At 72.2% G+C, this 24,168-nt stretch carries 23 protein-coding genes; 11 read left to right on the top strand and 12 right to left on the bottom strand.

Annotated features, from left to right (window positions below; translation table 11 throughout):
* Nucleotides 1–36: 36 nt before the first annotated feature.
* On the top strand, nucleotides 37–492 hold the full coding sequence (locus tag IQ210_RS29085) for a DUF2269 family protein (RefSeq protein WP_194082119.1): 456 nt from the start codon (nucleotides 37–39) through the stop codon (nucleotides 490–492).
* A 102-nt stretch (nucleotides 493–594) separates the two neighbouring features.
* The gene (locus tag IQ210_RS29080; RefSeq protein WP_194082118.1) at nucleotides 595–813 is read left to right on the top strand and encodes a hypothetical protein; all 219 of its coding nucleotides are present in this window, start codon (nucleotides 595–597) and stop codon (nucleotides 811–813) included.
* Nucleotides 814–816: 3 nt separating this feature from the next.
* Here IQ210_RS29080 and tgmB read toward each other — a convergent pair whose 3' ends face one another.
* The 3 genes from tgmB to IQ210_RS29065 form a co-directional block, all read right to left on the bottom strand.
* Nucleotides 817–1,794, bottom strand: a complete 978-nt coding sequence (tgmB, locus tag IQ210_RS29075; protein WP_194082117.1) for an ATP-grasp ribosomal peptide maturase — start codon at nucleotides 1,792–1,794, stop codon at nucleotides 817–819.
* 16 nt (nucleotides 1,795–1,810) lie between these two features.
* Complete coding sequence (tgmA, locus tag IQ210_RS29070; protein ID WP_194082116.1) at nucleotides 1,811–2,002, bottom strand: putative ATP-grasp-modified RiPP; 192 nt, start codon at nucleotides 2,000–2,002, stop codon at nucleotides 1,811–1,813.
* Nucleotides 2,003–2,192: 190 nt separating this feature from the next.
* Entirely contained in the window at nucleotides 2,193–2,477 is a 285-nt protein-coding gene (locus IQ210_RS29065; RefSeq protein ID WP_194082115.1) for a DUF1232 domain-containing protein, read from the bottom strand.
* A 274-nt stretch (nucleotides 2,478–2,751) separates the two neighbouring features.
* Between IQ210_RS29065 and IQ210_RS29060 the strand changes: the two genes are divergently transcribed.
* The gene (locus tag IQ210_RS29060) at nucleotides 2,752–3,789 is read left to right on the top strand and encodes a hypothetical protein (protein ID WP_194082114.1); all 1,038 of its coding nucleotides are present in this window, start codon (nucleotides 2,752–2,754) and stop codon (nucleotides 3,787–3,789) included.
* Nucleotides 3,790–3,917: 128 nt separating this feature from the next.
* On the top strand, nucleotides 3,918–4,610 hold the full coding sequence (locus tag IQ210_RS29055) for a maleylpyruvate isomerase N-terminal domain-containing protein (RefSeq protein ID WP_228048483.1): 693 nt from the start codon (nucleotides 3,918–3,920) through the stop codon (nucleotides 4,608–4,610).
* Here IQ210_RS29055 and IQ210_RS29050 read toward each other — a convergent pair.
* Complete coding sequence (locus IQ210_RS29050; RefSeq protein WP_228048482.1) at nucleotides 4,603–5,676, bottom strand: hypothetical protein; 1,074 nt, start codon at nucleotides 5,674–5,676, stop codon at nucleotides 4,603–4,605. The genes IQ210_RS29055 and IQ210_RS29050 overlap by 8 nt on opposite strands.
* Before the next feature lie 273 nt (nucleotides 5,677–5,949).
* Between IQ210_RS29050 and IQ210_RS29045 the strand changes: the two genes are divergently transcribed.
* Nucleotides 5,950–6,615 (top strand): SDR family NAD(P)-dependent oxidoreductase, encoded by a 666-nt coding sequence (locus IQ210_RS29045; protein ID WP_194082113.1) that lies wholly within the window; start codon nucleotides 5,950–5,952, stop codon nucleotides 6,613–6,615.
* A gap of 8 nt (nucleotides 6,616–6,623) precedes the next feature.
* Here the strand turns inward: IQ210_RS29045 and IQ210_RS29040 are convergent, their stop codons facing one another.
* A complete protein-coding gene (locus tag IQ210_RS29040) occupies nucleotides 6,624–6,977 on the bottom strand; it encodes an ArsR/SmtB family transcription factor (protein WP_194082112.1) in 354 nt (117 codons plus the stop codon).
* Between the two features lie 73 nt (nucleotides 6,978–7,050).
* A complete protein-coding gene (locus IQ210_RS29035) occupies nucleotides 7,051–9,438 on the bottom strand; it encodes an ATP-binding cassette domain-containing protein (RefSeq protein WP_194082111.1) in 2,388 nt (795 codons plus the stop codon).
* Nucleotides 9,439–9,619: 181 nt separating this feature from the next.
* Here IQ210_RS29035 and IQ210_RS29030 point away from each other — a divergent pair, with 181 nt between their 5' ends.
* A complete protein-coding gene (locus tag IQ210_RS29030; RefSeq protein ID WP_194082221.1) occupies nucleotides 9,620–9,982 on the top strand; it encodes a PadR family transcriptional regulator in 363 nt (120 codons plus the stop codon).
* A complete protein-coding gene (locus IQ210_RS29025) occupies nucleotides 9,979–10,980 on the top strand; it encodes a hypothetical protein (RefSeq protein WP_194082110.1) in 1,002 nt (333 codons plus the stop codon). Before IQ210_RS29030 ends, IQ210_RS29025 begins: the two co-directional genes overlap by 4 nt.
* An 18-nt stretch (nucleotides 10,981–10,998) precedes the next feature.
* On the opposite strand, the gene IQ210_RS29020 is transcribed toward IQ210_RS29025, so the two are convergent.
* Both IQ210_RS29020 and IQ210_RS29015 read right to left on the bottom strand, forming a co-directional pair.
* Nucleotides 10,999–11,502: a lamin tail domain-containing protein gene (locus IQ210_RS29020; RefSeq protein WP_194082109.1), complete on the bottom strand. Its 504-nt coding sequence runs from the start codon at nucleotides 11,500–11,502 to the stop codon at nucleotides 10,999–11,001.
* Nucleotides 11,503–11,598: 96 nt separating this feature from the next.
* The gene (locus tag IQ210_RS29015; RefSeq protein WP_194082108.1) at nucleotides 11,599–12,564 is read right to left on the bottom strand and encodes a DUF1152 domain-containing protein; all 966 of its coding nucleotides are present in this window, start codon (nucleotides 12,562–12,564) and stop codon (nucleotides 11,599–11,601) included.
* A gap of 91 nt (nucleotides 12,565–12,655) precedes the next feature.
* On the opposite strand from IQ210_RS29015, the gene IQ210_RS29010 reads away from it, so the two are divergent.
* Nucleotides 12,656–13,288 carry a GNAT family N-acetyltransferase gene (locus IQ210_RS29010; RefSeq protein WP_194082107.1) on the top strand — a complete coding sequence of 211 codons (633 nt, stop codon included), beginning with the start codon at nucleotides 12,656–12,658 and terminating at the stop codon, nucleotides 13,286–13,288.
* 75 nt (nucleotides 13,289–13,363) lie between these two features.
* Nucleotides 13,364–14,365, top strand: coding sequence for a zinc-dependent alcohol dehydrogenase family protein (locus tag IQ210_RS29005; protein WP_194082106.1), 1,002 nt, complete (start codon nucleotides 13,364–13,366; stop codon nucleotides 14,363–14,365).
* Nucleotides 14,366–14,426: 61 nt separating this feature from the next.
* On the opposite strand, the gene IQ210_RS29000 is transcribed toward IQ210_RS29005, so the two are convergent.
* Nucleotides 14,427–15,791, bottom strand: coding sequence for an FAD-dependent oxidoreductase (locus IQ210_RS29000; RefSeq protein ID WP_194082105.1), 1,365 nt, complete (start codon nucleotides 15,789–15,791; stop codon nucleotides 14,427–14,429).
* Between the two features lie 213 nt (nucleotides 15,792–16,004).
* On the opposite strand from IQ210_RS29000, the gene IQ210_RS28995 reads away from it, so the two are divergent.
* Together IQ210_RS28995 and IQ210_RS28990 are read left to right on the top strand one after the other, a co-directional pair.
* Complete coding sequence (locus IQ210_RS28995; protein ID WP_194082104.1) at nucleotides 16,005–16,661, top strand: RNA polymerase sigma factor; 657 nt, start codon at nucleotides 16,005–16,007, stop codon at nucleotides 16,659–16,661.
* Nucleotides 16,654–17,580 carry a CU044_5270 family protein gene (locus IQ210_RS28990; RefSeq protein WP_194082103.1) on the top strand — a complete coding sequence of 309 codons (927 nt, stop codon included), beginning with the start codon at nucleotides 16,654–16,656 and terminating at the stop codon, nucleotides 17,578–17,580. The genes IQ210_RS28995 and IQ210_RS28990 overlap by 8 nt, the downstream gene beginning before the upstream one ends.
* Nucleotides 17,581–17,598: 18 nt before the next feature.
* Here IQ210_RS28990 and IQ210_RS28985 read toward each other — a convergent pair whose 3' ends face one another.
* The 3 genes from IQ210_RS28985 to IQ210_RS28975 all read right to left on the bottom strand — a co-directional run bounded on the left by IQ210_RS28985 (nucleotide 17,599) and on the right by IQ210_RS28975 (nucleotide 24,038).
* Complete coding sequence (locus IQ210_RS28985; protein ID WP_194082102.1) at nucleotides 17,599–18,417, bottom strand: chitosanase; 819 nt, start codon at nucleotides 18,415–18,417, stop codon at nucleotides 17,599–17,601.
* A gap of 134 nt (nucleotides 18,418–18,551) precedes the next feature.
* Entirely contained in the window at nucleotides 18,552–21,227 is a 2,676-nt protein-coding gene (locus IQ210_RS28980) for a SpoIIE family protein phosphatase/ATP-binding protein (RefSeq protein WP_194082101.1), read from the bottom strand.
* Between the two features lie 318 nt (nucleotides 21,228–21,545).
* Entirely contained in the window at nucleotides 21,546–24,038 is a 2,493-nt protein-coding gene (locus tag IQ210_RS28975) for a SpoIIE family protein phosphatase (protein WP_194082100.1), read from the bottom strand.
* Nucleotides 24,039–24,168: the final 130 nt, after the last annotated feature.

The raw sequence follows: 24,168 nt of genomic DNA, 5'->3' as shown, positions 1-24,168 counted from the left end.
GCCGACCACCCACGACCCGATCCTGGACCTCACCCGATGACCAAGCTCCTGCTGTCCCTCCATGTCCTCGCGGCCATCGTCGCCGTCGGCCCCGTCACCGTCGCGGCCAGCATGTTCCCGCCCGCGGCCCGCCGGGCGGGCGACGACCCGGCGGGCACGGGCACCGTCGCCCTGCTGCACCGCATCTGCCGCGTCTACGCCGGCCTGGGACTGGCCGTCCCGCTCCTCGGCTTCGCCACCGCCGCCGCGATGGGGGTGCTGGGGAGCGGCTGGCTGGTCACGTCCATGGCGCTGACCGCCGCGGCGGCCGGCGTGCTGGTGGCCTTCGTCCTGCCCCGGCAGTCGGAACTCCTCGAACAGCTCGACGCAGGTCAGCCCGTCGAGCGGTCCGGCACCGCCCAACTCGCCATGTTCACTGGCGTCTTCAACCTGCTGTGGGCGACGGTCACCGTTCTCATGATCGTCCGGCCGGGCTCCACGACGGGAGCGTGAGTCAAGCCGAACGGAGGAATTCACCCCGCAGGGGGCAGGGGCGCCTAGACTCGACAGCCGTGCCCATACCTGTGGGCCGTGACACGAAAGGCACGTTGACGGGTGTTCCAGGATTCCCCCATCTATGACCGACTCATCGCTGAGCGCGGCGACGTACCCACTCAGGTTCGCAGGGAGGCCGAGCGAGTCAGCAGGGAACTGGAGTTCGTCATGCAGCCCCTCCAGTCCATCGGCCGTTCCCAGCTCGGCGAGCTGCCCTCGCCGCCCCCGCCCCCGGGCTGGCAGCGGGGCGCGCTCATGCCCGGCCCCGGACAGCTGTGACCCTCAGGTGAGCGCGGTGTTCGCGCCGTTGACCTGTGCCCCCTCGCCCGGCACGGGACGGGCCAGCCACTCGGCGATCGTGCGCGCGATCGGCTGACCCGTCTCCACCTCCACGAAGCCGAACTGCCCCGACTGATTGCATTCCAGGAACCACCACGTCCCGTCGGCGTCCTCCGCGAAGTCGAAGGCGCCGTAGGCCAGTTCGGCGCCCCGAAGATAGGCGCGCACGGCGTCGGCGACCCGCGGCGGCACCTCGGTGGCCTGCCACGGATGGGCGGGGGAGGCGAAGCGGACGTCCACCTCGTCCGCGTCCGCCGCCGTCGACTTGCGCGCGGCCAGCATCCGCTCACCCACCACCGTGAGGCGGATGTCCGCCCGCTTGGCTATCCGCCGCTGCAACAGCGTCGGACCGAACGCCACCGCCCCGAAGTCCGCGTCCGGCGCCACCCTGCTCGTCGGCACCGCCCGCGGCGGGTCCTGCGGATGCGCCCCGGACACCGGCTTGACCACCAGGTCCGGGTACCGCTCGGCGAACTCCCGGGCGGCCTGCGGGAAAGTCGTGATCAGCGTGGCCGGCACGGGCAGCCCGGAGCGCTGGGCCAGCCGCAGCTGCCAGGGCTTGTGCCGGGCCCGGCGGGCCGCGTCCGGGTGGTTCATCCACCGCGCCTGCGAACTGCGGAGCATGCCGTAGAGCGCCTGCGACGACTCCTCCGTCAGCCACTCGGACGGCTCGGCGGCCCGGGCGGCGGCCGTGCCCGGCCTGCGCACCCACACGGACCGCAGCCCGTTGATGCTCACCAGTCGCCCCCCGGACGACAGATGGCCCCGGAACGAGCCGTGCACGTACTCCCCGGACAGCGCCACGCTCGCCGTCAGGTCCGCCGGGTCGAGCCGGACCACCGGCACCCCGGACGCGTTGAGGTGGACGACCACCATGTCGGCCGTCACGTCGTCCTCACAGGTCAGGATCAACACGGTCATGTGCGCCGGCCCGTGTTCAGTCGTCGAAGTGGGTCTTCGAACCGGCAGTTGACGTCGTCGTACCGAGCTCTCTCAGCAACGCCAGGTCGTGGGCGGCTATCCGCCCGTCCGAGAGCACGTTCAACTGCCGCCCGGAGTCGTACACATACGGAGTGCTGGCCTCCGACTGTGCTGCCGGGCGGGCGTAGTTGAGCGCGAACGGTTGCATCGTCTCTCCCTCGTGGATGCTGCGCCGAGCCGGCGACGGTCACGTGCACCGCCGCCCGGGACGCCGACTCCCGTCGGCTTCCTGAGACTTATACGAATCGAACGAGTGATTGGTTTCCTTACTGTGTGTAACCAGGGGCGGTTGGGGAGGCGGGGACGGGGGAGACAGATGGGGACGTCGAGGCGTGTGATCAGGCCGTATCACTGAATTCGTCACGCTCCGCGTACGCGCGCATGCTGCGCAGAGCGAGCAGCAGAACACCGATGTCGTCCAGATACACCGGGTCGACCAACAGGTCGGCCGGCAGCAGGAAGTAGGCGAGGGCACCCCAGAAGACCCACCGCGGACCGGTCGGCAGCCCGGCCCGCTTCAAGTCCCGCCGGGCGCGCAGGAGTCGTACGAACACTCCCAGGGCCGCGGCCAGGAGGACCGCCGCGACCACCGCGGCGACGACGATCACGGTGCTGGTGTCCACGGGCCCTCCTCGTATCGGGACGTGCCGTATCAGGATGTGTGCATCTCTTCACGGATTCCCGTTCCCGCCACGGGTATGGCCGACAAGGCTCGAACCGGTGCCATCGAACACCAGTGGGAGTGCAGGGGCGTGGGCCGCCGGGGGTCCGTCATACCCGTGGCCCATCCGAGTGGCAGGGTCGGGCGCGGACACCTAGTAATGGTCACCGTAACGTTGCGTGTCGCGCGTCGGGGGCGCAGCAGCGGCCGCATCTCATCCGCTTGGAGAGCCGCGCATGACCAGTCGCCCGTCAACACCTCAGTCGAACGAACCCGCCATACCCGTCACGGAACCGACCAGCCCCTTCGCGCCGACCGGCGACCGAGGGGACGGGAGCGTCCCGGCGTACGGCGATCCGGTCGACGGGCTGGTCCGTGCCGCCGTGGCCGATCGCCCCCTGGACGAGGTGGCCCAGCTCATCACGCTGCTCGAACAGTCACCCCTGTACGCGCGGGCCACCGCCGACGCGCTCCGCGCGGTCGGGGTGAACCGTTCCGTGGACGACGTCACCCGGCTCGTGGTCCTGCTGACCCGGCCGCCCCGGGACGCGTCCGGAGCCGACGAGGCGATCCGCGCCGCGGCCGAGTCCCGCCCCGTCGAGGAGGTGACCCGGCTGATGGCCCTCCTCCAGCAGGCCCCGCTGGAACCGCACTGCGGACAGGAGGCGGTGCGGGCGGCCGCCACCGGCCGGCCCGTCGAGGACCTCGTGGAGCTGATCGGCCGCCTGGCCGACGAACGCGGCGGCACCCACCCGCCGCAGCAGCCGCCGGAGACCGCCGCGACGCCGCCCGTAGCGCCTCCCGAAAGGACGCCGGTGCCGCCCACGGCACGCGTGCGCTTCCGCAGCGCCACCCCGCCCGCCTGGCCCGGCCGCCTCGCCGCGCTGGCGCTGTTCGTCTGCGCCGCCGCGTACTTCCCCGTCCACCAGGACGGTGTCTCCCTGCGCCGCTACGGCTTCGTCCTCGGCCTGGCCGCCCTGTGCCTGCTCCTCGGCCTGCTGCTGACCCTGCGCCCGACGGTGCCGCTGTTCACCCTCGCGGTCCTGGTACCGGCCGCCCTGGCCGCGACCCAGCTGTACGCGGCCCGCTTCGACGCCGGCCGGCTGTTCCACGCCCTCGACCTCACCCTCGCCCCGGCCTGGGCCGCCGGACTGGCCGCCGTGTGCGCGGCCCTCGCCGCGCTGACCGCCCTGGTCGTACGGCTGGCATCCCCGGCGCCCCGCCCGAACCCGACGGAACGTCTGCTCGCCGAGGCCCAGCGCACGGCGGACTGACACCCCGTCGCCTCGGGTTCGTGGTCGGCTTGTGCCGAGGCCGGGTCAGGCGTACGACGGTCTGACTCCGTCCGTACGACGGCCCGGCCGCGTCCCTGCGGCAGCGGCGTGCCGCCTACGCTGGCGTCATGACCATGTCCGACGTGCCCGTGGACCCCACGCCACCGTCCGAGGTTCTGCGCGCCGCCTACAGCGCCTTCGCGGACGTGGCCCGGCCGTTGGCGGACGAGGAGTCCTGGCGGCCGACCGGCTGCACGGGATGGGCGGTGCGTGATCTGATCCTGCACTGCGTCGCCGACTGCCAGCGGGCCCTGGTCGCCCTGCACACGCCGGCCGCCGGGCCCGCCGACCGTGACGCCGTCACCTACTGGCGGGACTGGCGGCCCGATCCCGTCGGCGCGGCCAACGGGCGGCGCTGGAGCCGGGTGGGCGCCAGCATGTTCCTGGACTTCCGTCAGCTGCGGGAGCTGTATCTGGAGACCGCGGCGGCCACGGTCCATGCCGCCGAGGCGGCAGCCCAGGACCGCCTCGTCGCCACGCAGGGCCATGTGCTCACCGCCGGGGACCTCATGACGACCCTCGCCGTCGAGGCCACGATCCACCACCTCGACCTCGTCGTGGACCTGCCCGGCGTGCCGGAACCGGCACCCGTGGGCCTGGCCGCGGTGCGCGCCACCCTGGACGGGCTGCTCGGCCGTCCCGTCCCGGTGGCGTGGAGCGACGAGCACTACGCCCGCGCCGCCACCGGACGCGCGCCCCTCACGGACGCTGAGCGCCGCTCGCTGGGAGCCGACGCCGAACGCCTCCCGCTGTTCAGCTGACGCCGTCGCCGTCCTTCGGGGGTCGGCGCTTGAGGCGTTCGAAGGTCCGGGTGAGCTGGTGCAACGGAGACGCGGGCTGCTGCTCGGCGGGCGGAGTTGCCGGTTCGGCGGCGCGGCCCTCGCGGTAGGCGGCCAGCGCCTCATTCGCGCGTTCGGCGGCCTCCCGGTACAGGTCACGGGACTTGGTCATGGCGTCGAGCGCCTCCGCGTACATGGCGACGAGTTCGCGCTGCCGGGCGAGCTCCTCCTCCAGCGTCAGCAGCCCCCACTTCTCGCGCAGGTCGGTGACCGCTTCCGCGGCGTCGCCGGGCAGCTGCCTGGGAAGCGTGGCGAACCGGGTCAGGACGTCGATCAGCTCCGTGGGCGGTGTCCCGTCGAGGAAGACGCTGCGTACGGAGAACTCGTCGGCGTCGTGACCGGACGGCAGCGGCGGCAGGACGACGGCGCCACCGCGCGGGACCTGCACGTCGAGGTCCTTCAACGCCCAGTTGACGGCCCGCAGTTGGTGCGGGGCGGCGCGGTGTTCCACCACACGGTGCGCAAGTCCCGGCGGCAGCAGTGCGGCCAGCGGGCGCAGGCCGCGCTCGTCGGGGGTCATGGCCTCGTGCACGACCACATGGACGGCCCACGACTCGCGCGCGCAGCTCTTCAGCAGGCGCCGCATCTCCTTGTCGTCCTCGGTGAGCCGGTTGACCTCCCGGAAGCGCACCCCGGGGACCGTGTCGTGGTCCCACTGCGCCTCCGGGCCGAGCGGCCAGAACATGCCGACGGGGGAGGGCCAGGACAGGTTCCAGGCCCGCTCCGCCTCCGCGACCAGCACCCACTCCTCGTCGGTGAGGGTCAGCCGGGCCCGCACGGTCACCTCGTCCTCGACCCGCCAGCGGGCCTCGAAGACCCGTTCCTCGGCAAGTTCCTGGAAGTCGTCGACGACCCCGTCGTCCTTCAGCTGCCGCAGATGCGAGGCACGGAGCACGTCCGCCGCGGCGGAGTCGGCGTGGCGGCCGCGCAGCTGCCACACGGTGGCGGGGGTCGTGGTGGGCGAGGCGGTGGTGGCGGAGATCGGCATGAGTCCATCTGAGGGCGGGGGCACGTGCGCCTCCCAGTATCGTCGCCGCAGGTGGAACGAGATCGGGCGGGGTCGCCAGATGAGACGGGCCACGGCGGTCCGGATCACTCGGGGTGTGCGGGGCGCGCTTCGGGTGGGCGTCGTTCACCCGTGTCGCGCGGCCGACGGGACCACCACAATGACCGGCACGAACAGGGCCCGCCCACCATCCGCATTGGGGCGGGTCCTGTTCGCCGTGGCGCGCGTGGGCCCCAGCGGGGGAAGGATGGGTGCATGACCACCATCGCCATCATCGGAGCCGGCCCCGGACTCGGCGCGGCCGTCGCCCGGCGGTTCGGCAGCGAGGGCTTCGACGTCGCCCTCATCGCCCGCACCCCCGAGCGCGTAGCGTCCCTCGCGGCCGGCCTGACCGGGCAGGGCGTCACGGCCCGCGCCTTCACCGCCGACGTCCGTGACCCCAAGGCCCTGGTGGCCGCCCTCGACGAGGCGCGGGCGGCGCTGGGCCCGATCGAGGTCCTCCAGTACAGCCCGGTCCCGCAGCCCGACTTCATGCGCCACGTCCTGGAGACCACCCACGCCGACCTCGCCGGCCCGGTGGAGTTCTCGGTCTACGGCCCGGTCGCCGCGGTCCAGCAGGTCCTGCCCGGCATGCGCGAACTCGGCCGCGGCACCATCCTGTTCGTCAACGGCGGCACCGCCGTCGTCCCGCACCCCGACCGCGCGGGTACGTCGATCGCGTTCGCCGCGGAGAGCGCGTACGGGCATCTGCTGCACGACACCCTCGCGGCCGAGGGCATCCATGTCGCCCAGCTGGTCATCCCCGGCGCGATCATCCCCGGGCACCACCGCAAGGACCCGGCCGCCCTGGCCGACACCCTGTGGGAACTCCACCGGGACCGGCACGGGTTCCGGCACTTCGCCGACGACCTCGACTCCTGAGCCCGGCCTCACCGGCCGGCGGGGTGGCGGTCCTCCCGGGCCGAGGCGTCCACCAGGGCCGTCAGCAGCCCGGGGAAGCGCTCCTGCATCTCGTCCGTGCGCAGGGCGTTCATCTTGGTGGTGCCGACGTAGTACTGCCGGATCAGCCCGGCCTCGCGCAGCACGTTGAAGTGGTGCGTGAGCGTCGACCGGGACACCGCCACGTCGAAGGTGCCGCAGCTCATCTCCGTACCGGCGCCCGCGAGTTGGGACACCACTGCACGTCGTACCGGGTCCACCAGGGCCTCCAGCACCTGCTGGAGCGACACCTCCGCCACGGCGGGGTGCTCCACCGTCCGTGGGGCGGTGCGGGGGCGGGCCATGCGGACTCCCTCGGGGCGACTGCGGTCCGGTCATGGTACGGCGGTCGCGCCCGAGGGCCGGCGGTGCTGGGGGTCAGGCGCCCACGTAGTCCGCGAGGTGCTCGCCGGTGAGGGTGGAGCGGGCGGCGACCAGGTCGGCCGGGGTGCCCTCGAAGACGATCCGGCCGCCGTCGTGGCCCGCGCCCGGGCCGAGGTCGATGATCCAGTCGGCGTGGGCCATGACCGCCTGGTGGTGCTCGACGACGATGACGGACTTGCCGGAGTCCACCAACCGGTCGAGCAGGCCCAGCAGTTGCTCGACGTCGGCCAGGTGCAGACCGGTCGTCGGCTCGTCGAGGACGTAGACGCCGCCCTTGTCACCCATGTGCGTGGCGAGCTTCAGGCGCTGCCGCTCACCGCCGGACAGCGTGGTCAGCGGCTGGCCGATGGTCAGATAGCCGAGGCCGACGTCGACGAGCCGCTCCAGGATCTTGTGCGCCGCCGGGGTGTGCGCCTCGCCCGAGCCGAAGAACTCCTCCGCGTCGGTCACCGACATCCCCAGCACCTCGCTGATGTCCCGGCCGCCGAGCCGGTACTCCAGGACCGACGCGTCGAACCGCTTGCCGTCGCAGTCCTCGCAGGTGGTGGAGACACCGGCCATCATCCCGAGGTCGGTGTAGACGACGCCCGCGCCGTTGCAGGTGGGGCAGGCGCCCTCGGAGTTGGCGCTGAACAGGGCCGGCTTGACGCCGTTGACCTTGGCGAAGGCCTTGCGGATCGGGTCGAGCAAGCCTGTGTAGGTGGCCGGGTTGCTGCGCCGCGAGCCCTTGATCGGGCTCTGGTCCACAGACACCACGCCCGCGTCGAGCGGCACCGAGCCGTGCACCAGCGAGCTCTTGCCGGACCCGGCGACGCCGGTGATGACGGTGAGGACGCCGAGCGGGATGTCGACGTCGACGCCCTGGAGGTTGTTGGCCGTGGCGCCGCGGATCTCCAGCGCGCCCGAGGGCTTGCGCACGCTCTCCTTGACGGTCGCCCGGTCGTCGAGATGCCGGCCGGTGATGGTGCCGGAGGCCCGCAGGCCCTCCAGGGTGCCCTCGTAACAGACGGCGCCGCCCGCGACACCGGCGCCGGGACCGAGGTCCACGACATGGTCGGCGATCGCGATCATCTCCGGCTTGTGCTCCACGACGAGCACGGTGTTGCCCTTGTCGCGCAGGCGCAGCAGCAGGTCGTTCATCCGCTGGATGTCATGCGGGTGCAGCCCCGCGGTCGGCTCGTCGAAGACGTAGGTGACGTCGGTGAGCGAGGAGCCGAGATGGCGGATCATCTTCACGCGCTGCGCCTCACCGCCCGACAGCGTGCCGGCCGGCCGGTCAAGCGCGAGATAGCCGAGGCCGATCTCGACGAACGAGTCCAGGGTGTGCTGGAGCGCGGTGAGGAGAGGGGCCACGGAGGGCTCGTTGAGGCCGCGCGCCCAGTCGGCGAGGTCCCTGATCTCCATCGCGCAGGCGTCGGCGATGCTGATCCCCTCGATCTTCGACGACCTGGCCCCCTCGGTGAGCCGGGTGCCGTCGCACTCGGGACAGACGGCGAAGGTGACCGCGCGCTCCACGAACGCCCGGATGTGCGGCTGCATCGCCTCGGGGTCCTTGGACAGCATCGACTTCTGGAGCTTCGGGATCAGGCCCTCGTAGGTGAGGTTGACGCCGTTGATCTTGACCTTGACGGGCTCGCGGTACAGGAAGTCGTGCCGCTCCTTCTTCGTGTACTTGCGGATCGGCTTGTCCGGGTCGAAGAAGCCGGACTCCCTGATGATCCGCACCACCCAGCCGTCCCCGGTGTAGGTGGGGATCGTGAACGGGTCCTCGTTGAGCGACTTGGAGTCGTCGAAGAGCTGGGCGAGATCGATGTCGGTGACCGTACCGCGGCCCTCGCAGCGGGTGCACATGCCGCCGGTGCGGTTGAAGGTGACCTTCTCGGTCTTCGTCTTCTCACTGCCCCGGTCGACGGTGAGGCCGCCCTGCGCCGAGACCGACGCAACGTTGAAGGAGTACGCGCTCGGCGGGCCGATGTGCGGCTTGCCGAGCCGGCTGAACAGGATGCGCAGCATCGCGTTGGCGTCCGTGGCGGTGCCCACGGTCGAGCGCGGGTCGGCGCCCATACGGCTCTGGTCCACGCTGATCGCGGTCGTCAGCCCGTCGAGGACGTCCACCTCGGGACGGGCCAGCGTCGGCATGAACCCCTGCACGAAGGCGCTGTACGTCTCGTTGATCAGCCGCTGCGACTCCGCGGCGATGGTGTCGAAGACGAGCGAGCTCTTGCCGGAGCCGGACACCCCGGTGAACACCGTCAGCCGGCGCTTCGGGATCTCGATGCTGACGTCCTTCAGATTGTTCTCGCGCGCCCCGTGCACGCGGATCAGATCGTGGCTGTCGGCAACGTGCGGCCCGGAGGCCTGCGGGTCCGTCTTCCTGGCCATGCTGTCGTCTCTCCTCCGTCGGACCGGGGCGCTCGGCGGAGCCGAGGCGGCGTGGCTCTCAGGCTAGGTCCGGACACCTGACCCGCGCTTCTCCATTCCTGACCGCCCGAGAATCCGGGGCGTGTTCGGCTCGCAGAATATATCGGCAGCCGATATATTCAGTTTCATGGCACCGAGGAACATGACACAGGCGGCGTTCTTCGTCCTGACCGCCCTGGCCGACGAGCCGCGACACGGGTACGGCATCCTGCGCGAGGTCGAGGAGCTGTCCGACGGCGCGGTGCAACTGCGCGTCGGCACGCTGTACGGCGTACTCGACCGGCTCACCGCGGACGGACTGATCGTCCTGGACCGTGAGGAGGTGCAGCAGGGCCGGCTCCGGCGCTACTACCGCCTCACCGACGAGGGGATGCGGGCCCTCGACGCCGAGGCGGAGCGGATGGCCGCGGGCGCCAGCGCCGCCAAGCAGCGCATCGCCGAGGGCCGCAAGGCCGGCGGCACCCCGCCCGTCACCGGACCCGGACTCGCGGGAGGCCTCGCATGACGACCCTGCTCGAAGCGCGCTACCGCACCGTGCTGCGCCTGCTGCCCGCCTACTACCGCGAGGCCCGCGAGGAGGAGATGGTCGAGGTCTATCTCTGGGACGTCGACCAGGAGACCCAGGACCAGAGCAGGCCCACCCTCGGCGAGGTCGCCAGCATCGCCGCCCTCGCCGTACGCAGCAGACTGGCCGCGGCCGGGGCGCCCCGGCGCTATGCCCTGTTCGGCTCGGCCGTCCGGAACTTCGCGCTGTACGCCGTACTGCTTCAGGCGGCGGCCGTCGTCTCCGACGAGGTCCTGCGGGTCACCTGGTCCGCCACCCGCGGCCCCCGTGAATGGGACCTGTTCCTGACCGGCTTCACGGGCAGCGGCCCGCTGCCGACCGTCGTCGCGGTCGCCGGATGGGTGCTGCCGCTGCTGTGGACGGTCGGGTTCTTCGCCCTCGTCCACGACCGCCGGCGTCTGGCCCGGGCCGCCGTGCTGCTGGCCGCGCTGCCCTCGCTGTGGCCGGTGATCGAGCCGCTGGTGACCGAGTGGCCGATGTCCGCGCCCTACTTCGTCACGGCCAACGCGTTGTTCGCCTGGCTGCCGGCCCTCGCCGTGTGCGCCGCGTACCACCGCGACGCCCCGCCCGCCGTGCTGCCCGTCGGCACTCCCGGGCTCGCCTTCCTGGCCTGCTGTGTCGTCACCGGCGGCTCCGTCGCCCTGCTGCCCACCATGGCCGACCTCGCCTGGGCGCCCGCCACCTGCTTCGTGCTCGCCGCCCTCGGCTGGCTGCTGCTGCGCACCCGCCGCGCGGAATCCGGTGTCGGCAGCGGGGCGCTGGCCCTGGCGGTCCTCGGCCTGCTGATCCTCGCGGTCCGGACGGCGTCGTTGATCCTGTGGATCGGCCTGCCGCTGCCCGCCGTCTACCTCGCCGGCGCGTACGCCCAGGCGACCGCGCTCACACTGCTGGTCCTGGTGCTGGCAGTGGTGGCCAGGCGCGACCTCGCCCCCCGCTGACGGGGCCGCGCCGCACGCTCAGCTGTGGAACTTGATGTAGCCGTTGCGGTCCGGGTCCGACCCGCTCTTGGTGTAGGAGTGGACGTCGGCCCGGCTGCCGGCCGGCTTGAACAGGTAGATCGTGTCCTTGTCGTTGTTCCACATGAAGTTGCAGTTGTCGCGGTACACGACGTTCTTCGCGTCCGAGTCGCTGCCGTTGCCGCCGCGCAGCTTCACGTAGTCGCCGGGCTGGAGGTAGTGGTTGGCGGTGAACTCGAAGTAGTTCCCGGCCGCGTCCTCGACCCAGTACCCCTTGAGGTTCACGGTCTTGGTCGACGAGTAGTTCTTGATCGTCACGTACTCCTCGTCGGTGTTCCCGGTGGAACAGTTGTTGGAGTCGCTGCCGGGCGCGTCGTACTGGACCCCGCGGATCTTCAGCGCGGACGTGTACTCGGTGGCCTGCGCGGGCACGGCGGCGAGCGCTATGAGTGTGCCGGCGGCGGTGGCGGCGGCGGCCGCGGTGGCGGCAAGGCGTATACGCATGACAAAGCCCCCCTTGTGAAGGTTCGGTGAAGAAGAACCTGGAGCGTATACAACCTTCTTGTGTGGTCACGGCCGATTCCCCGAAATGTGACCACGTCAGTGCGGGTACGCGCGCGGCGGCCGCTGTCGGGGCAGTTCGTCGCGGAACTCCGCGATGACGGAGTGGATCTGACGCATCAGCGCGGTGTTCTCCAGCCGGTCGAGGTAGAGGTTGCGCCGGGCCAGGGCGAGTGCGTCCACGCAGAAGTACAGGGACATCAGCGGGTTGATGAACAGCTCGCTGCCCCGGGTGCGTTCGGTGAAGCGCACGTCCCCGAAGGCGCCGCGCACGGCCGCGGCGACGGAGCCGTTGACGATGCTCGGATGGTCCGGGGTGCACTCCTGCGCGTGCGCCACCGCGTCCAGGTACAGCGCGCCCTCGCGGCTCTCGCGCGGCAGGGAGAAGGCGCCCAGGTAACCGCCCTCGCGGTCCAGCGCGGCCAGGTTCTCCAGGACCAGGGAGTGGTTCACCCCGTGATGCGCGTCCACCCCGAACCCCAGGCAGGCGACCAGCCGTTCGGGTACGTCGTCCAGTCCGGCCACCGCCGCCAGGCTCGCCATGTCCTCCTCCGGGGTGCCGAGCCCGTGCTCGTCGCCGCGCAGCAGGATGTCGGTGCCGCCGTCCACCAGCACGATCGCGTCCACCGGACCCAGGTGGTCGAGGAGGGTGCGATAGGCGGCCCGCAGCGGTCCCACCCCGGTGAGCGGGAAGGCGTAGACCGTCGAGGGCAGGCCCTGGCGGTCCAGCCAGCGGGCGAGGGTGCGCTCGGGGAAGTAGTCGCCGCGGGCGGCGGTGTCGGGGCGCACGGCCGCGACGTCCTGGTCGAGCCACGCGTCCAGGTCCAGGCCGTAGAGGTCCGCGAACGACAGGTTGGCCAGGTGCACCTCCTTCCCGGCGGCCTGGAGGGCGAGCGCCAGCGGGAGGCCGGCGTAGACGTCGAAACCGCCGCCCGCGCCCGCGACGAGCACCCGCCGCGCGGCACGCAGACGGGTGAAGAGGGCAGGCTCCTGGAGTGAGAACACCGCAGGACGCTAACAGGCGATCTTCCGCCTCCTGCGGGCGTGTTGGGGCGCCAGGCTTGTGGGAGCGCTCCCAACAGGTCAGGATGCTGCGATGACTTCGCCAGCAGTGATCCGCCGGTACCGCCCCGGCGACCGGGCCGCCCTCGACGACATCTGCATCCGCACCGCGCACAACGGCCTGGACGCCAGGCCCGTTTACGCGGACCCCGCCATCCTCCCGGCGATCTTCGCGCAGCCATACGTCGAGCTGGAGCCGGACCTCGCCTTCGTGCTCGACGACGGTCAGGGGCGGGCCGTCGGCTACATCCTCGGCGTCGCCGACACCCCTCGCTTCGCCGCGGAGTTCCGCGCCAAGTGGCTCCCGCTCGTCGCCGACCGGTACCCCGAGGGCAGCGCCGCCCCCGGCACCCCGGACGAGCTGATGATCCGGCTCCTGCACGACCCCGAGCGCATGATCGTCCCCGAACTCGCCGCGTACCCCGCCCACTTGCACATCGACCTGCTCCCCGAGTGGCAAGGCCGCGGATACGGCAGGGAGCTGATGCGCACGCTCCTGGCGGCCCTGCGGGATCGCGGGGTCCCGGCGGTCCACCTGGTGATGGCGACGGCCAACGTCCCGGCCCGTGCCTTCTATGACCGGCTCGGCTTCCAGGAGATCCCGGTACCGGGCATGGAGTCGGTCGCCTGCCTGGGGCGTACGACCGGAGATCTCGACCGGTTGTAGACCTCCCCATACTACGATGGCTGTCGAAGTTCGACGCCTGTCGAACTTGTATGCGCGGTCGAAGGGGGAAGAGCCATGGTCAGGACGGTGCGGTTCCACGAGGTCGGCGGGCCCGAGGTACTGCGGCTCGAAGAGGCGCCGGTCGGCGAGCCCGGCCCGGGCGAACTGCTGATCCGGGTGGACGCGATCGGCCTCAACCGGGCCGAGGTGCTGTTCCGCAGCGGCCGGTACATCGAGCCCGTCAAGGAGTTCCCGGCCCGGCTCGGCACCGAGGCCGCCGGCGTCGTCGAGGCCGTCGGCCCGGGTGTGACGGGCTTCGCGGTCGGCCAGCCGGTCAGCGTGGTGCCCGCGTTCTCGATGAACGAGTACGGCGTCTACGCCGAGCGCGCGATCGTCCCCGCCCGCGCGGTCCTCCGCCGTCCGGAAGGGCTCGACGCGGTGGCGGGCGCCGCCGTGTGGATGCCGTACGTGACGGCGTACGGGGCGCTGGTGGAGGTCGCCGGGATGCGGGCCGGGGACACGGTCGTCCTGACGGCCGCCTCCAGCAGCGTCGGCCTGGCCGCGATCCAGGTCGCCCGCAGCGTCGGCGCCGTCCCCGTCGCCACCACCCGCACCCGCGCCAAGGAGGCGGCGCTGCGGAAGGCGGGCGCGGCCGACGTGATCGTGACCGAGGAGGAGGACGTCGCCGAGCGGATCCTCGGCCGCACCGCCGGAAGGGGCGCCGAGTTCGTCTTCGACGCCGTGGCCGGCCCCGGGGTGGTCGACCTGGCCCGGGCGGTCGCCCCCGGCGGCACGCTGCTGCTGTACGGGGCGCTCAGCGGGCAGCCGACCCCGTACCCGGGCTTCGACCTGGGCATGCCCGCGCTGAACATGCGCACGTACACCCTCCACGAGACGACCCGCGACCCCGAACGGCTGCGCCGCGCCGAGGCGTTCGTCGCGTCCGGACTGCGCACGGGAGTCTTCGCGCCGGTCGTCGATCGGACCTTCGCCCTGGAGGACATCGCCGAGGCGCACCGCTACATGGAGGCGGGTGCGCAGTTCGGGAAGATCGTCGTCACCGTCGAACACGGCTGAACGCGTGCGAAGGGGCCGGGGGTACGCCCCCGGCCCCTTCGCTTTGCTTACTTCAACTCGCTTACGCGCCGCTCGCCTTGAGCATGTCCTCACGCTCGACGATCTTCACGCGCTCGCGGCCCTGCGGCTCGCCCAGCGCCTTCTCGGCGGCGTCCAGCCGGTACCAGCCCTCCCAGGTGGTGAAGCGGATCTCGCGCTCGGCGAGGAACTCCTCCACGGCCTCCGGAGCGGGCGAAGCCGGCGTCTGGAGGCGCTCGTTGGCGAAGTCGTCCAGCAGGTTCGCGACCGTCTCGTTGGCGTCGCCCTTGGTGTGGCCGATGAGACCCACCGGGCCGCGCCGGATCCAGCCGGTGACGTACGTCGACTGGAGGTGCTCGCCGCTCTCCTGGAGGACCCGGCCGCCCTCGTCCGGGACGGTGCCCGAGTCGATGTCCCAGGGCAGCTTGGGGAGCTTGTCGGAGAGGTAACCGACCGCGCGGTAGACGGCGTTGACGTCCCAGTCGGTGAACTGACCGGTGCCCTTGACGTTGCCGGTGCCGTCCAGCTCGGTGCGCTCGGTGCGCAGGCCGACGACCTTGCCGTCCTCGCCGAGGATCTCGGTCGGGGACTCGAAGAAGTGCAGGAACAGCTTGTGCGGGCGGTCGCCGATGTCGCGGATCGCCCAGTTCTCCAGGGTCTTGGCGACCATGTCGACCTGCTTGTTGCCGCGCCGCTCGGCGATCGAGCCCTCGTCGTAGTCGATGTCCTCGGGGTTGACGATGACCTCGATGTTGGGCGAGTGGTCCAGCTCGCGCAGCTCCATCGGGGAGAACTTCGCCTGCGCCGGGCCGCGGCGGCCGAAGACGTGGATCTCGACGGCCTTGTTCGCCTTCAGGCCCTCGTAGACGTTCGGCGGGATCTCGGTCGGCAGCAGCTCGTCCGCCGTCTTGGCGAGGATGCGGGAGATGTCCAGGGCCACGTTGCCGACGCCCAGGACGGCGACCTTCTCCGCCTCCAGCGGCCAGGTGCGCGGGACGTCCGGGTGGCCGTCGTACCAGGAGGCGAAGTCGGCGGCGCCGTAGGAGCCGTCGAGCTCGACACCCGGGATCTTCAGCTCGCGGTCCGCCATGGCGCCGGTCGAGAAGATCACCGCGTCGTAGAAGGCGCGCAGGTCGTCCAGGTGGACGTCCGTGCCGTAGTCCACGTTGCCGAAGAGGCGGACCTGCGGCTTGTCGAGGACCTGGTGGAGGGCCTTGACGATGCCCTTGATGCGGGGGTGGTCGGGGGCGACGCCGTACCGGATCAGCCCGAACGGGGCGGGCATCCGCTCGAAGATGTCGATGGACACACCGGGCTCGGCGGCCACGTCGGACTTGAGCAGAGCGTCGGCGGCGTAGATGCCGGCCGGGCCGGCGCCGACGATGGCTACCCGCAGGGGGCGGGGCATGATCAGGTTCCCTTCGAGAGGCGACAAGCGATCTCGACGGGAAGCCTAAACTAAGGCAAGCCTAAGTCGGTACGCGGGTCCGATCTATGAGCTCATAAGGCTACTTTATGAGTCGCTACGACCTGCGCGAGCACCTTCTCACACCGTCCGGGAACCCGATCACGGGCATCGGCGAACAGCGGTCGACCATGCCCGCGACCGCGAGGGAACCGAATGAAACCGACAGGCGATGCGTACGTCGAGGAGTACCCCGCCGTCGCCTCCGACGACGTGTTCTCCGACGCCTCGGTCGTCGAACGGTCCTGGGAGGAACCCGACGCGTTCGAGCTCCTCTTCCACCGGTACGCCGACGACATCCACCGGTACGTGGCCCGGCGGCTCGGCACCGAGGCCGCCGACGACCTCATGGCCGAGACGTTCGTCGTCGCGTTCCAGGAGCGCCGCCGCTACGACCTGACGCGACTGCACGCCCGCCCGTGGCTGTACGGGATCGTCACCAACCTCGTCGGCCGGCACCGGCGTGCCGAGGCGCGCCGGCTCAGGGCGCTCGCGCGCGCCGCCGCGACCGGGATCGGCGACGGGGACGGCGGCGAGGCGCTGGCGGACCGGGTGACGGCCCGGGTGGGCGCCGAACGCACCCGGGCCGAACTGGCCGGTGCCCTCGCCGAGTTGCCCGCCCGGTACCGGGACGTGCTGCTGGTGATCGCCTGGGGCGACCTCGACTATGCGGAGGCCGCCGAGGCGCTCGGCATACCGGTGGGCACGGTGCGCTCACGACTGCACCGGGCGCGGGCCAAGCTGCGCGTGGCGCTGGGCGGTTCCGATCCCACAGCCCCGCACGACGACACCGAGGAGACCGACCGTGGATGACCTCACCGCCGTACGCGAACTGGCGGCCGACGTGCCGCCGCCCACCGACGAGGCCCGCTCCGCCGCCCGCGCCCGCCTGCACCGCGCCGTCGTCCAGGAGGGCCGCCCGGGCGCGCTGCTGTCGCGGCGCCTGATGTTCCGGGTCGCCGTCGCCGGGACGGCCGCGGCGGCGGTCGCGGGCGGGGTGGTCGTCGCCACCCGTGACGAGCGCGACGCCGACGGTCCGCGGATGGCCACACTGAGCGCGGCGGAACTGCTGCACAGGGCCGCGGACCGGACGCGGGCCGACAGTGCGGGCCTGCCGATCCCGCGCAACGACCAGTACCTGTACACCAAGACGTACATCAGCCGGACCTATGCGGAGGGCGGGCGGAGGCGGACCTGGACCGACGAGAGCTGGACCTCCGTGGACGGCTCCAAGCCCTCCAGGCGTCAGGAGTACGGCAAGGTGCACCACGATCCCCCGCTGGCCGAGCACGAGGTGATGTGGCCGCCGACCGAGTACACGGCCCTGGCGAAGTGGCCGACGGACCCGGACGCGCTCCTCGACCGCCTGCGCATGGGCGGGCGGGGGGACGACCGGACGGCGTTCATGAACGCCGTCCAGTTCTTCGTGGTGCCGCGCGTCATGCCACCCGGACTGGAGGCCGCCTCCTTCGAGGCGGTCGCGCGGATTCCCGGCATCAGGATCGACCGCGGGGTGGTCGACGCGCTGGGCCGTCAGGGGATCGCGGTCTCCTACCCGGAGTCGGACTTCGCGTTCCTCTTCGACACGAAGTCCTACGCCTACCTCGGGCTGAACGTGGACGGGGGCACCGGGGAGATGGTGGACGGCCGGATGAAGCTGCGCGACCGGTATCACGAGTTGCGGGCCCGGCAGGAGACGGGCGTTGTCGACCGCATCGGACAACGCCCGTAGGCGACCTCCGGCTCCCGGTCAGCCGATGTGGTAACTGTCGCCGTACACCTTCCAGTCCAGCGGCGGGTTCAGGTCGAGGTTGCCCTTGCGCAGGAACACCCGCTGGGCCGTGTCGACGCGGCTGGTGTCGCTGTGGGCCTCCTCCTGCTTCATGGCCCACACCCGGGCGTCCAGGAAGGCGTCGAGGTAGGTGACCTCGTCGCCGCCCTGGGCCGGGGGCCGGGCCCGGTTCAGGGCCCGCCTGCGGATGTTGCGGAAGCTGGTGGGGTCGCCGCCGTCGCCGTGCATGACGATGGCGTCGTAGTACGCGAACTGCCCGAGCACCCGCAGCCCGTCGGCCTTGCCCTGCCGGACGGCCGGGTTGAAGTACACCCGGTCGCGCTCGTCGTCCTGGGCCCGCCGGAACTCCGCGTCCTGCGCGGCCCGGCGCCAGTCCCCGGGGAAGTTCGGGTCCAGGCCGGCGTGCGAGTCGCTGCCGTCGACCTGGCGCAGGGCCGGCAGATAGCGGGCGAGGACGTTGCCGGGCTTGCGGTCGGTGTACAGCTCGACGAGGTCGAGCATGTCGCCGGTGCCCGAGCAGAAGCCGATGATGCCCGCGGTGTAGCCGCGGCCGTCGCCGATGTCCTCGATGTACTTGTACTGCGCCTTCCAGTCGAGCGAGGAGTTCTCCGCGCTCGACACCAGCTGCATGGCGATCTCCTTCTTCGCCGGGTCGTCGAGACCGACCGCGGCACAAAGGGCCGTGGCGCGGGGGGAGTTGAGGAGCGGGGCCGACGCCAGGGACGCGCCGATCAGGGTGAGGAGGGTGCGGCGCGAGGTGCGCGCGGGGTGCTTCACGGCGGCTCCAAAGGGAGGTGGGGGGTGGGGAGTTGGCCGTACGTGACACTGATAGGAAGGTTTCCTATCAGACGCCGCGCGTGAAGAACAGCCTTTCCGTCGAAGGTTCGTACCAATGAACGAGAGGGGCCGGTCTACGGCACCGGCTGCTCCGCCCAGATGACCTTGCCCTCGGGCGTGTACCGCGTGCCCCAGCGCTCGGCGAGCTGCGCGACCAGGAACAGGCCGCGGCCGCCCTCGTCCGTCATCGCCGCGTAGCGCAGATGGGGCGAGGTGCTGCTGCTGTCGAAGACCTCGCAGATCAGGCTGCGGTCGTACAGCATCCGGACCCGGATGGGCTCACCGCCGTAGCGGATCGCGTTGGTCACCAGCTCGCTCAGGATCAGCTCTGTGGCGAACTCCAGGTCCTCCAGGCCCCATTGGGTCAGCTGCCGGGTGACGTCGGCCCGTACCCGCCCGACCGCCGCCGGGTCGGACGGCACCTGCCACTCGGCCACCCGGCCGGGGTCGAGGGCGCGAGTGCGGGCCACGATCAGGGCGATGTCGTCGCTGGGGCGGGCCGTCAGCTTGGAGTCCAGCACGACCTGGCAGGTCTCCTCGGGTGTCTCCCCGGCCCGCTCCAGCGCGGCGGCCAGCAGCTCCAGACCCACGTCGATGTCCCGCTCCCGGTCCTCGACCAGCCCGTCCGTGTAGAGCACCAGCCTGCTGCCCTCGGCGAGTTCGAGGTCGGCGGTCTCGAACGGCAGTCCGCCGAGGCCCAGCGGGGGACCGGCGGGCACGTCGGGGAACTCCACGCTGCCGTCGGGGTGGATCAGCGCGGGCGGCGGATGCCCGGCGCGGGCGACGGTGCAGCGCCGGGAGACGGGATCGTAGACGGCGTACAGGCAGGTGGCGCCGGTGACCGGGGCGCTGTCGCCCTCCTGGACCTCGTCCTGGTCGATGCGGCCGACGAGTTCGTCCAGCAGGGCCAGCAGTTCGTCGGGCGGCAGGTCGAGCGCGGAGAAGTTGTGGACCGCCGTGCGCAGCCGGCCCATCGTCGCCGCCGCGTGCAGACCGTGGCCGACGACATCGCCGACCACCAGGGCCACCCGGGCGCCGGACAGAGGCAGGACGTCGAACCAGTCCCCGCCCACCCCCGCCTGCGCGGGCAGGTAGCGGTAGGCGATGTCCAGGGCGTTCTGCTCGGGCAGGCTGCGGGGCAGCAGGCTGCGCTGGAGCGTGACCGCCATGGTGTGCTCGCGCGTGTAGCGGCGTGCGTTGTCGATGGAGACAGCGGCCCGGGTCACCAGCTCCTCCGCCAGGGCCAGTTCGTCGGTGTCGAAGGGCTCCGCCTTCTGCGAACGCCAGAAGTTGACCACCCCGAGCACCAGCGCGCCCGCCCGCAGCGGCACGGTGATCAACGAGTGGATGCCGAACTCCAGGACCTGCGCGGTGCGTTCCAGGTTCTGGGCCCGCCAGCCCGGCGACTCCGCCAGCCGGGACTCCAGGACCGCCTGACCGGAACGCAGGGCACGGGCCTGCGGGGCGGACGCGACCAGCCGCATCCGCTCACCCACCGGGTACAGCGGCGCGTCCTTGCGGATGCCGCTGAACGCCGTACGCCGCAGCTCGGTCCCCGCCTCCGGCTGGCCGCCGCCGAGCACCGCGTCGAAGAGGTCCACGGTGGCGAAGTCCGCGAACCGGGGCACGGCCAGCTCCGCCAGCTCCTCGGCGGTCCGGGTCACGTCCAGGCTGGTGCCGATGCCCACACCGGCGTCGTACAGCATGTTCAGCCGCTCCCGCGCGGCCTCCGCACGGCCCGACAGGGCCCGCAGCTCCGTGGAGTCGCGCAGGGTCGCCACGGTGCCCGCCGGGCCGCCCTCCAGCTCGGTGGCCCGCTGGTTGATCGCCAGCAGCCGGTCGCCGACCAGATGCACCTCGTCCGTCGCGACCCGCCCCGATGCGAGCAGATCCGCGGTGTCCGGCGGCAGACCCAGGTCGGCGACCTGCCGGCCCTCGGCGTCCGTGGGCAGGTGCAGCAGCCGCTGCGCCTCGTCGTTGGCGAGCAGCAGCCGGCCCTCGCCGTCCGCGATGAGCACGCCCTCGCGCACGGCGTGCAGCACCGCGTCGTGGTGTTCGTACATGCGGGTCATCTCGTGCGGACCCAGGCCGTGCGTCTGCCGTTGCAGCCGTCTGCTGACCAGGGCCGTGCCCGCCGTGGCCACCGCGAGCCCGCCGGCCGCCATGGCGATCAGCAACGGCAGCTGCTCGTCCGCGGTGCCGCCCACATGTTCGGTGGTGATGCCGGCCGACACCGCGCCGACGACCTTGCCGTCCGGAGCCCTGATGGGCACGACCGCCTGCACCAGGGGCCCGATCGTCCCGTTGATCTGCTCGGTCACCACGTGCCCGGCCAGTGCGGGCGCGAGATTGCCGACGAACTTCTTCCCGATGCGGTCCGGCTTGGGGTGCGTGTAGCGGATGCCGTCGGTGTTGAGTACGACGATGAAGTCGACGCCGGTCGCCTTGCGCGCGGCCTCGGCGCGGGGTTGCAGCACCTTGGTGGGATCGGGCGCGCTGAGCGCCTCGACGGTGCCCGGCGCGTTGGCGAAGGCCTCGGCTACGGCGACCGAGCGGTTGCGGGCCTCGGTCGTGCTGTCGTGCCGCACCTGGAGCACCAGGGCCACCACGGCGGCCACGACCAGCAGCAGCACGATCACGACCTGGAGAACGAACACCTGTCCGGCGACGCTGCGTCCGCCCAGCGCCGACCGCACCTCCGCTCGCCCGCGCCGCGACCGGCCTGCGTCACGCTGGGAGAGTCGGACCATGTGCCATGTCTACACTGCACGGCCCCAGGAGGCGAGAGGCGTCACAGCCTGTGACACGACCTGCACGACACCTCGGCACCGCCCTCGCAGTTCCCGGCGGCGCAGGTGTGGTGGGGCGTTTGCGGCGATCGGCCTGTGCCGGCGTGTCGGGGCGTTTGTGGTGGCTGGCCTGTGACGGCGTGGTTCCCGGTGCCGTGGGTGTGGTGGGGCGTTTGCGGCGGCTGGCTTGTGCCGGCGTGGCGGTGCGTTGGCGGCGGCTGGTCCGTACCGGTGTGGTTCCGGTGGCCGCGGGCGCGGTGTCGGGTCGGCCGGGGCGGCTCATCGCTGGCGCCGCCTTCGCTCCGGGCGCCGCGTCGCCAGCAGCAGGGCGATGTCGTCCGGCCGCTCGGCGGTGTGCCGGGCCGCCGTGGTGAGGCGGTCGGACAGGTCCGCGAGGCGTGTCGAGGGGTTGCCGGCCCGGGTCAGGGCCACCCGCAGGGCGCTGATGCCGTCGTCGATGTCCACGCCGGGCCGCTCGACGAGACCGTCGGTGTAGAGGGCCAGCACGGCGCCGGGCTCCACCTGCAATTCGGTGATCGGGTAGCGGGCGTCGGCGTCGACGCCGAGGACGACGCCGCCGGGCAGGTCGAGGACGCGGGTACTGCCGTCCGGGTTGCGCAGCAGCGGCGGGGGATGGCCGGCCCGGGCGGCGCGGGCGAGTCCGGTGGCCGGGTCGAGCCGGATGTAGCAGCAGCTGGCGAACTGGCCGGGGTCGAGGTCGATGAGGAGACGGTTCGTACCGCTCATCACCTCGTCCGGCGGCCGGTCGCTGAGTGCGAACGCCCTGACCGCACTGCGGAGTTGGCCCATGGTGGCGGCGGCCTGCACACCGTGTCCCTGGACGTCCCCGATCACCAGGGCCAGGCCGTCCCCCGACTCGACGACGTCGTACCAGTCGCCGCCGACCTCCATGCCCTGGGTGCCCGGCAGATAGCGCCCGGCGGTCTCCACCAGCGGATGGTCTGTCAGCCGCCGGGGCAGCAACGCCTGCTGGAGCCCCCGGGCGAGCGCGGCCTCGCTCTCGTACCGCTGGGCCTTCTCCATGGCGTGGGCGATCAGCCCGGCGAGCGCGGTCAGCACCGAACGCTCCTCGCCGCTGAAGCTGCGCCGCCGGTCGAAGCCCAGGATGCAGGAGCCGACCGGGCGTCCCGAGGCGATCAGCGGCAGGAAGGCACGGGCGCCCTCTGCCGCGTCCAGCGGGATGCCCGGGTAGGCCGCGGAGAGCTGCTCCATGGAGTCGAAGAAGAGCGGCCGGCCGGTGGTGAGCGTCTCGACGCCGGGCAGTTGCGCGTCGAGGCCCACGCCGTCGAACGGGGCGAGGAACCCCGGTGGGAAGCCGGACTCCCAGGCCAGGAACAGATGCCGGTCCTGAAGGAGGTAGAGGGCGAGCCGGCGCCCGCCGAACGCCGGCAGCAGCTCCCGCATCACCACGGCCGAGACCTGACGGGCGGTGACGGCCTCCGTCAGAGCGATGGCGAGGACGATCGGCCGGTACAGCGGGGCCAACGAGGACGCGCCGGCCGTACCGCCGCCACTCGCGCCCGCGCCTGCGGCCTCGGCTGGGTCCGGCATGCGGCTCGCGGGCTGGACCGTACAGGTCAGCACGTCCGGGCCCGGATACACCGACAGCGCCAGCCAGTCACCCTCGTACGAGTCCTGCGCCGGGTCGGGCGGCCGTCGCACATGCAGGTGAACCGGGTCCGGCGACAGCAGGGCGCTGCGCAGATGGTCCTCGAAGTCGGGCTGGTTCAGCCAGGGCACGCCGTCCCACAGCGAGCGCCCGAGGAGCAGGTCACGCGGCCGTTGCAGCAGCTGGGCGGCGCGCGGGTTGGCGTAGGCGACCAGCCCCAGCCGGTCCAGACAGAACACGCCCTCCGGCAGCAGGTCCGCGGCCGCGTCGCCCGCCACCGAAGGCCCAGGATCGAGGACGAACCCGCGCACGGGCCGGGTGTCCGAGCCGGACGGACCGGGGTCCGGGGTCCAGAACTCCATGAGCCGCAGGCCGCCGTCCGGGGCGCGCACATACAGCGGCAGCGACGGCGGGGGCCGGTTCGCGGCGGTCTCCTGGAGCGCCGCCAGCACGCGTTCCGCGTCGGCATCGGACACGGCCTTCGCGAGCGCCTGGACCGTCCCCTCGAACTCGGTGGGCGCCACGCCGAGCAAGGCGTGCAGCGGTGCGTCGGCGGTGACGACGCCGCTCGCCGGGTCCCAGGCGAACCGCCCCAGCCGTCCCTCGGACGGGTGCGCGGTCGGCGGCCGTACGCACAAGGGCTCGCCGTCCCAGGCGACCGTCTCCCGGTGGCCCTCCAGGCGCGCGGCCAGCTCCTCGGCCACCCGTGTCAGCCGCTCGCACGCGGGCAGCACCTCGGCGGCGTCGGCGGTCGCGGGTCGCAGCACGGTCAGCACGCCGTACGTCGCCGACGCCCCCACCACGGGCACGTACAGCGACCCGAACTGGAACGGCAGGCCCGCCGCGAACTGCGGATACCGGCGCATCGTCTCCGTGGCGTTCGGCAGCACCACGTGCACGCCGAGCCGGTAGGCGTCGGCGACGGGGAAGGGACGGTCGGCGTGCAGCCGCCACCAGGGCTTGAACAGCGGCCCCGGCAGTCCGGCGAGGACGGCCAGCCGCAGCACCCCCGAGGTGTGCGAGCGCAGGTAGATGCCGCCGGCGTGACCCCCGGCCGCGCCGATCGCCTCCGTCGAGGCGTCGATCAGCAGTGCGGCCAGCCGTCCCGGCGCCCGGTGCGCGTCCTCGCCGCTCCCAGTCATCAGCCCTGCCTCGTCGCTGCGCCGCCACTCGGGCGACACAGCAAGAATGCGCCACGACACACCTGCGGCGCACCCGGACGGAAGGGATGAGCTGAGGATCGGGGCGCGCCCTACGTACCTGGCCGGGAAC

This window comes from Streptomyces justiciae (assembly GCF_015163075.1).
GTDB lineage: Bacteria > Actinomycetota > Actinomycetes > Streptomycetales > Streptomycetaceae > Streptomyces > Streptomyces justiciae.
The sequence above is the reverse complement of the archived record's forward strand: the minus strand, read 5'-3'. Positions and strand labels throughout refer to the sequence as shown.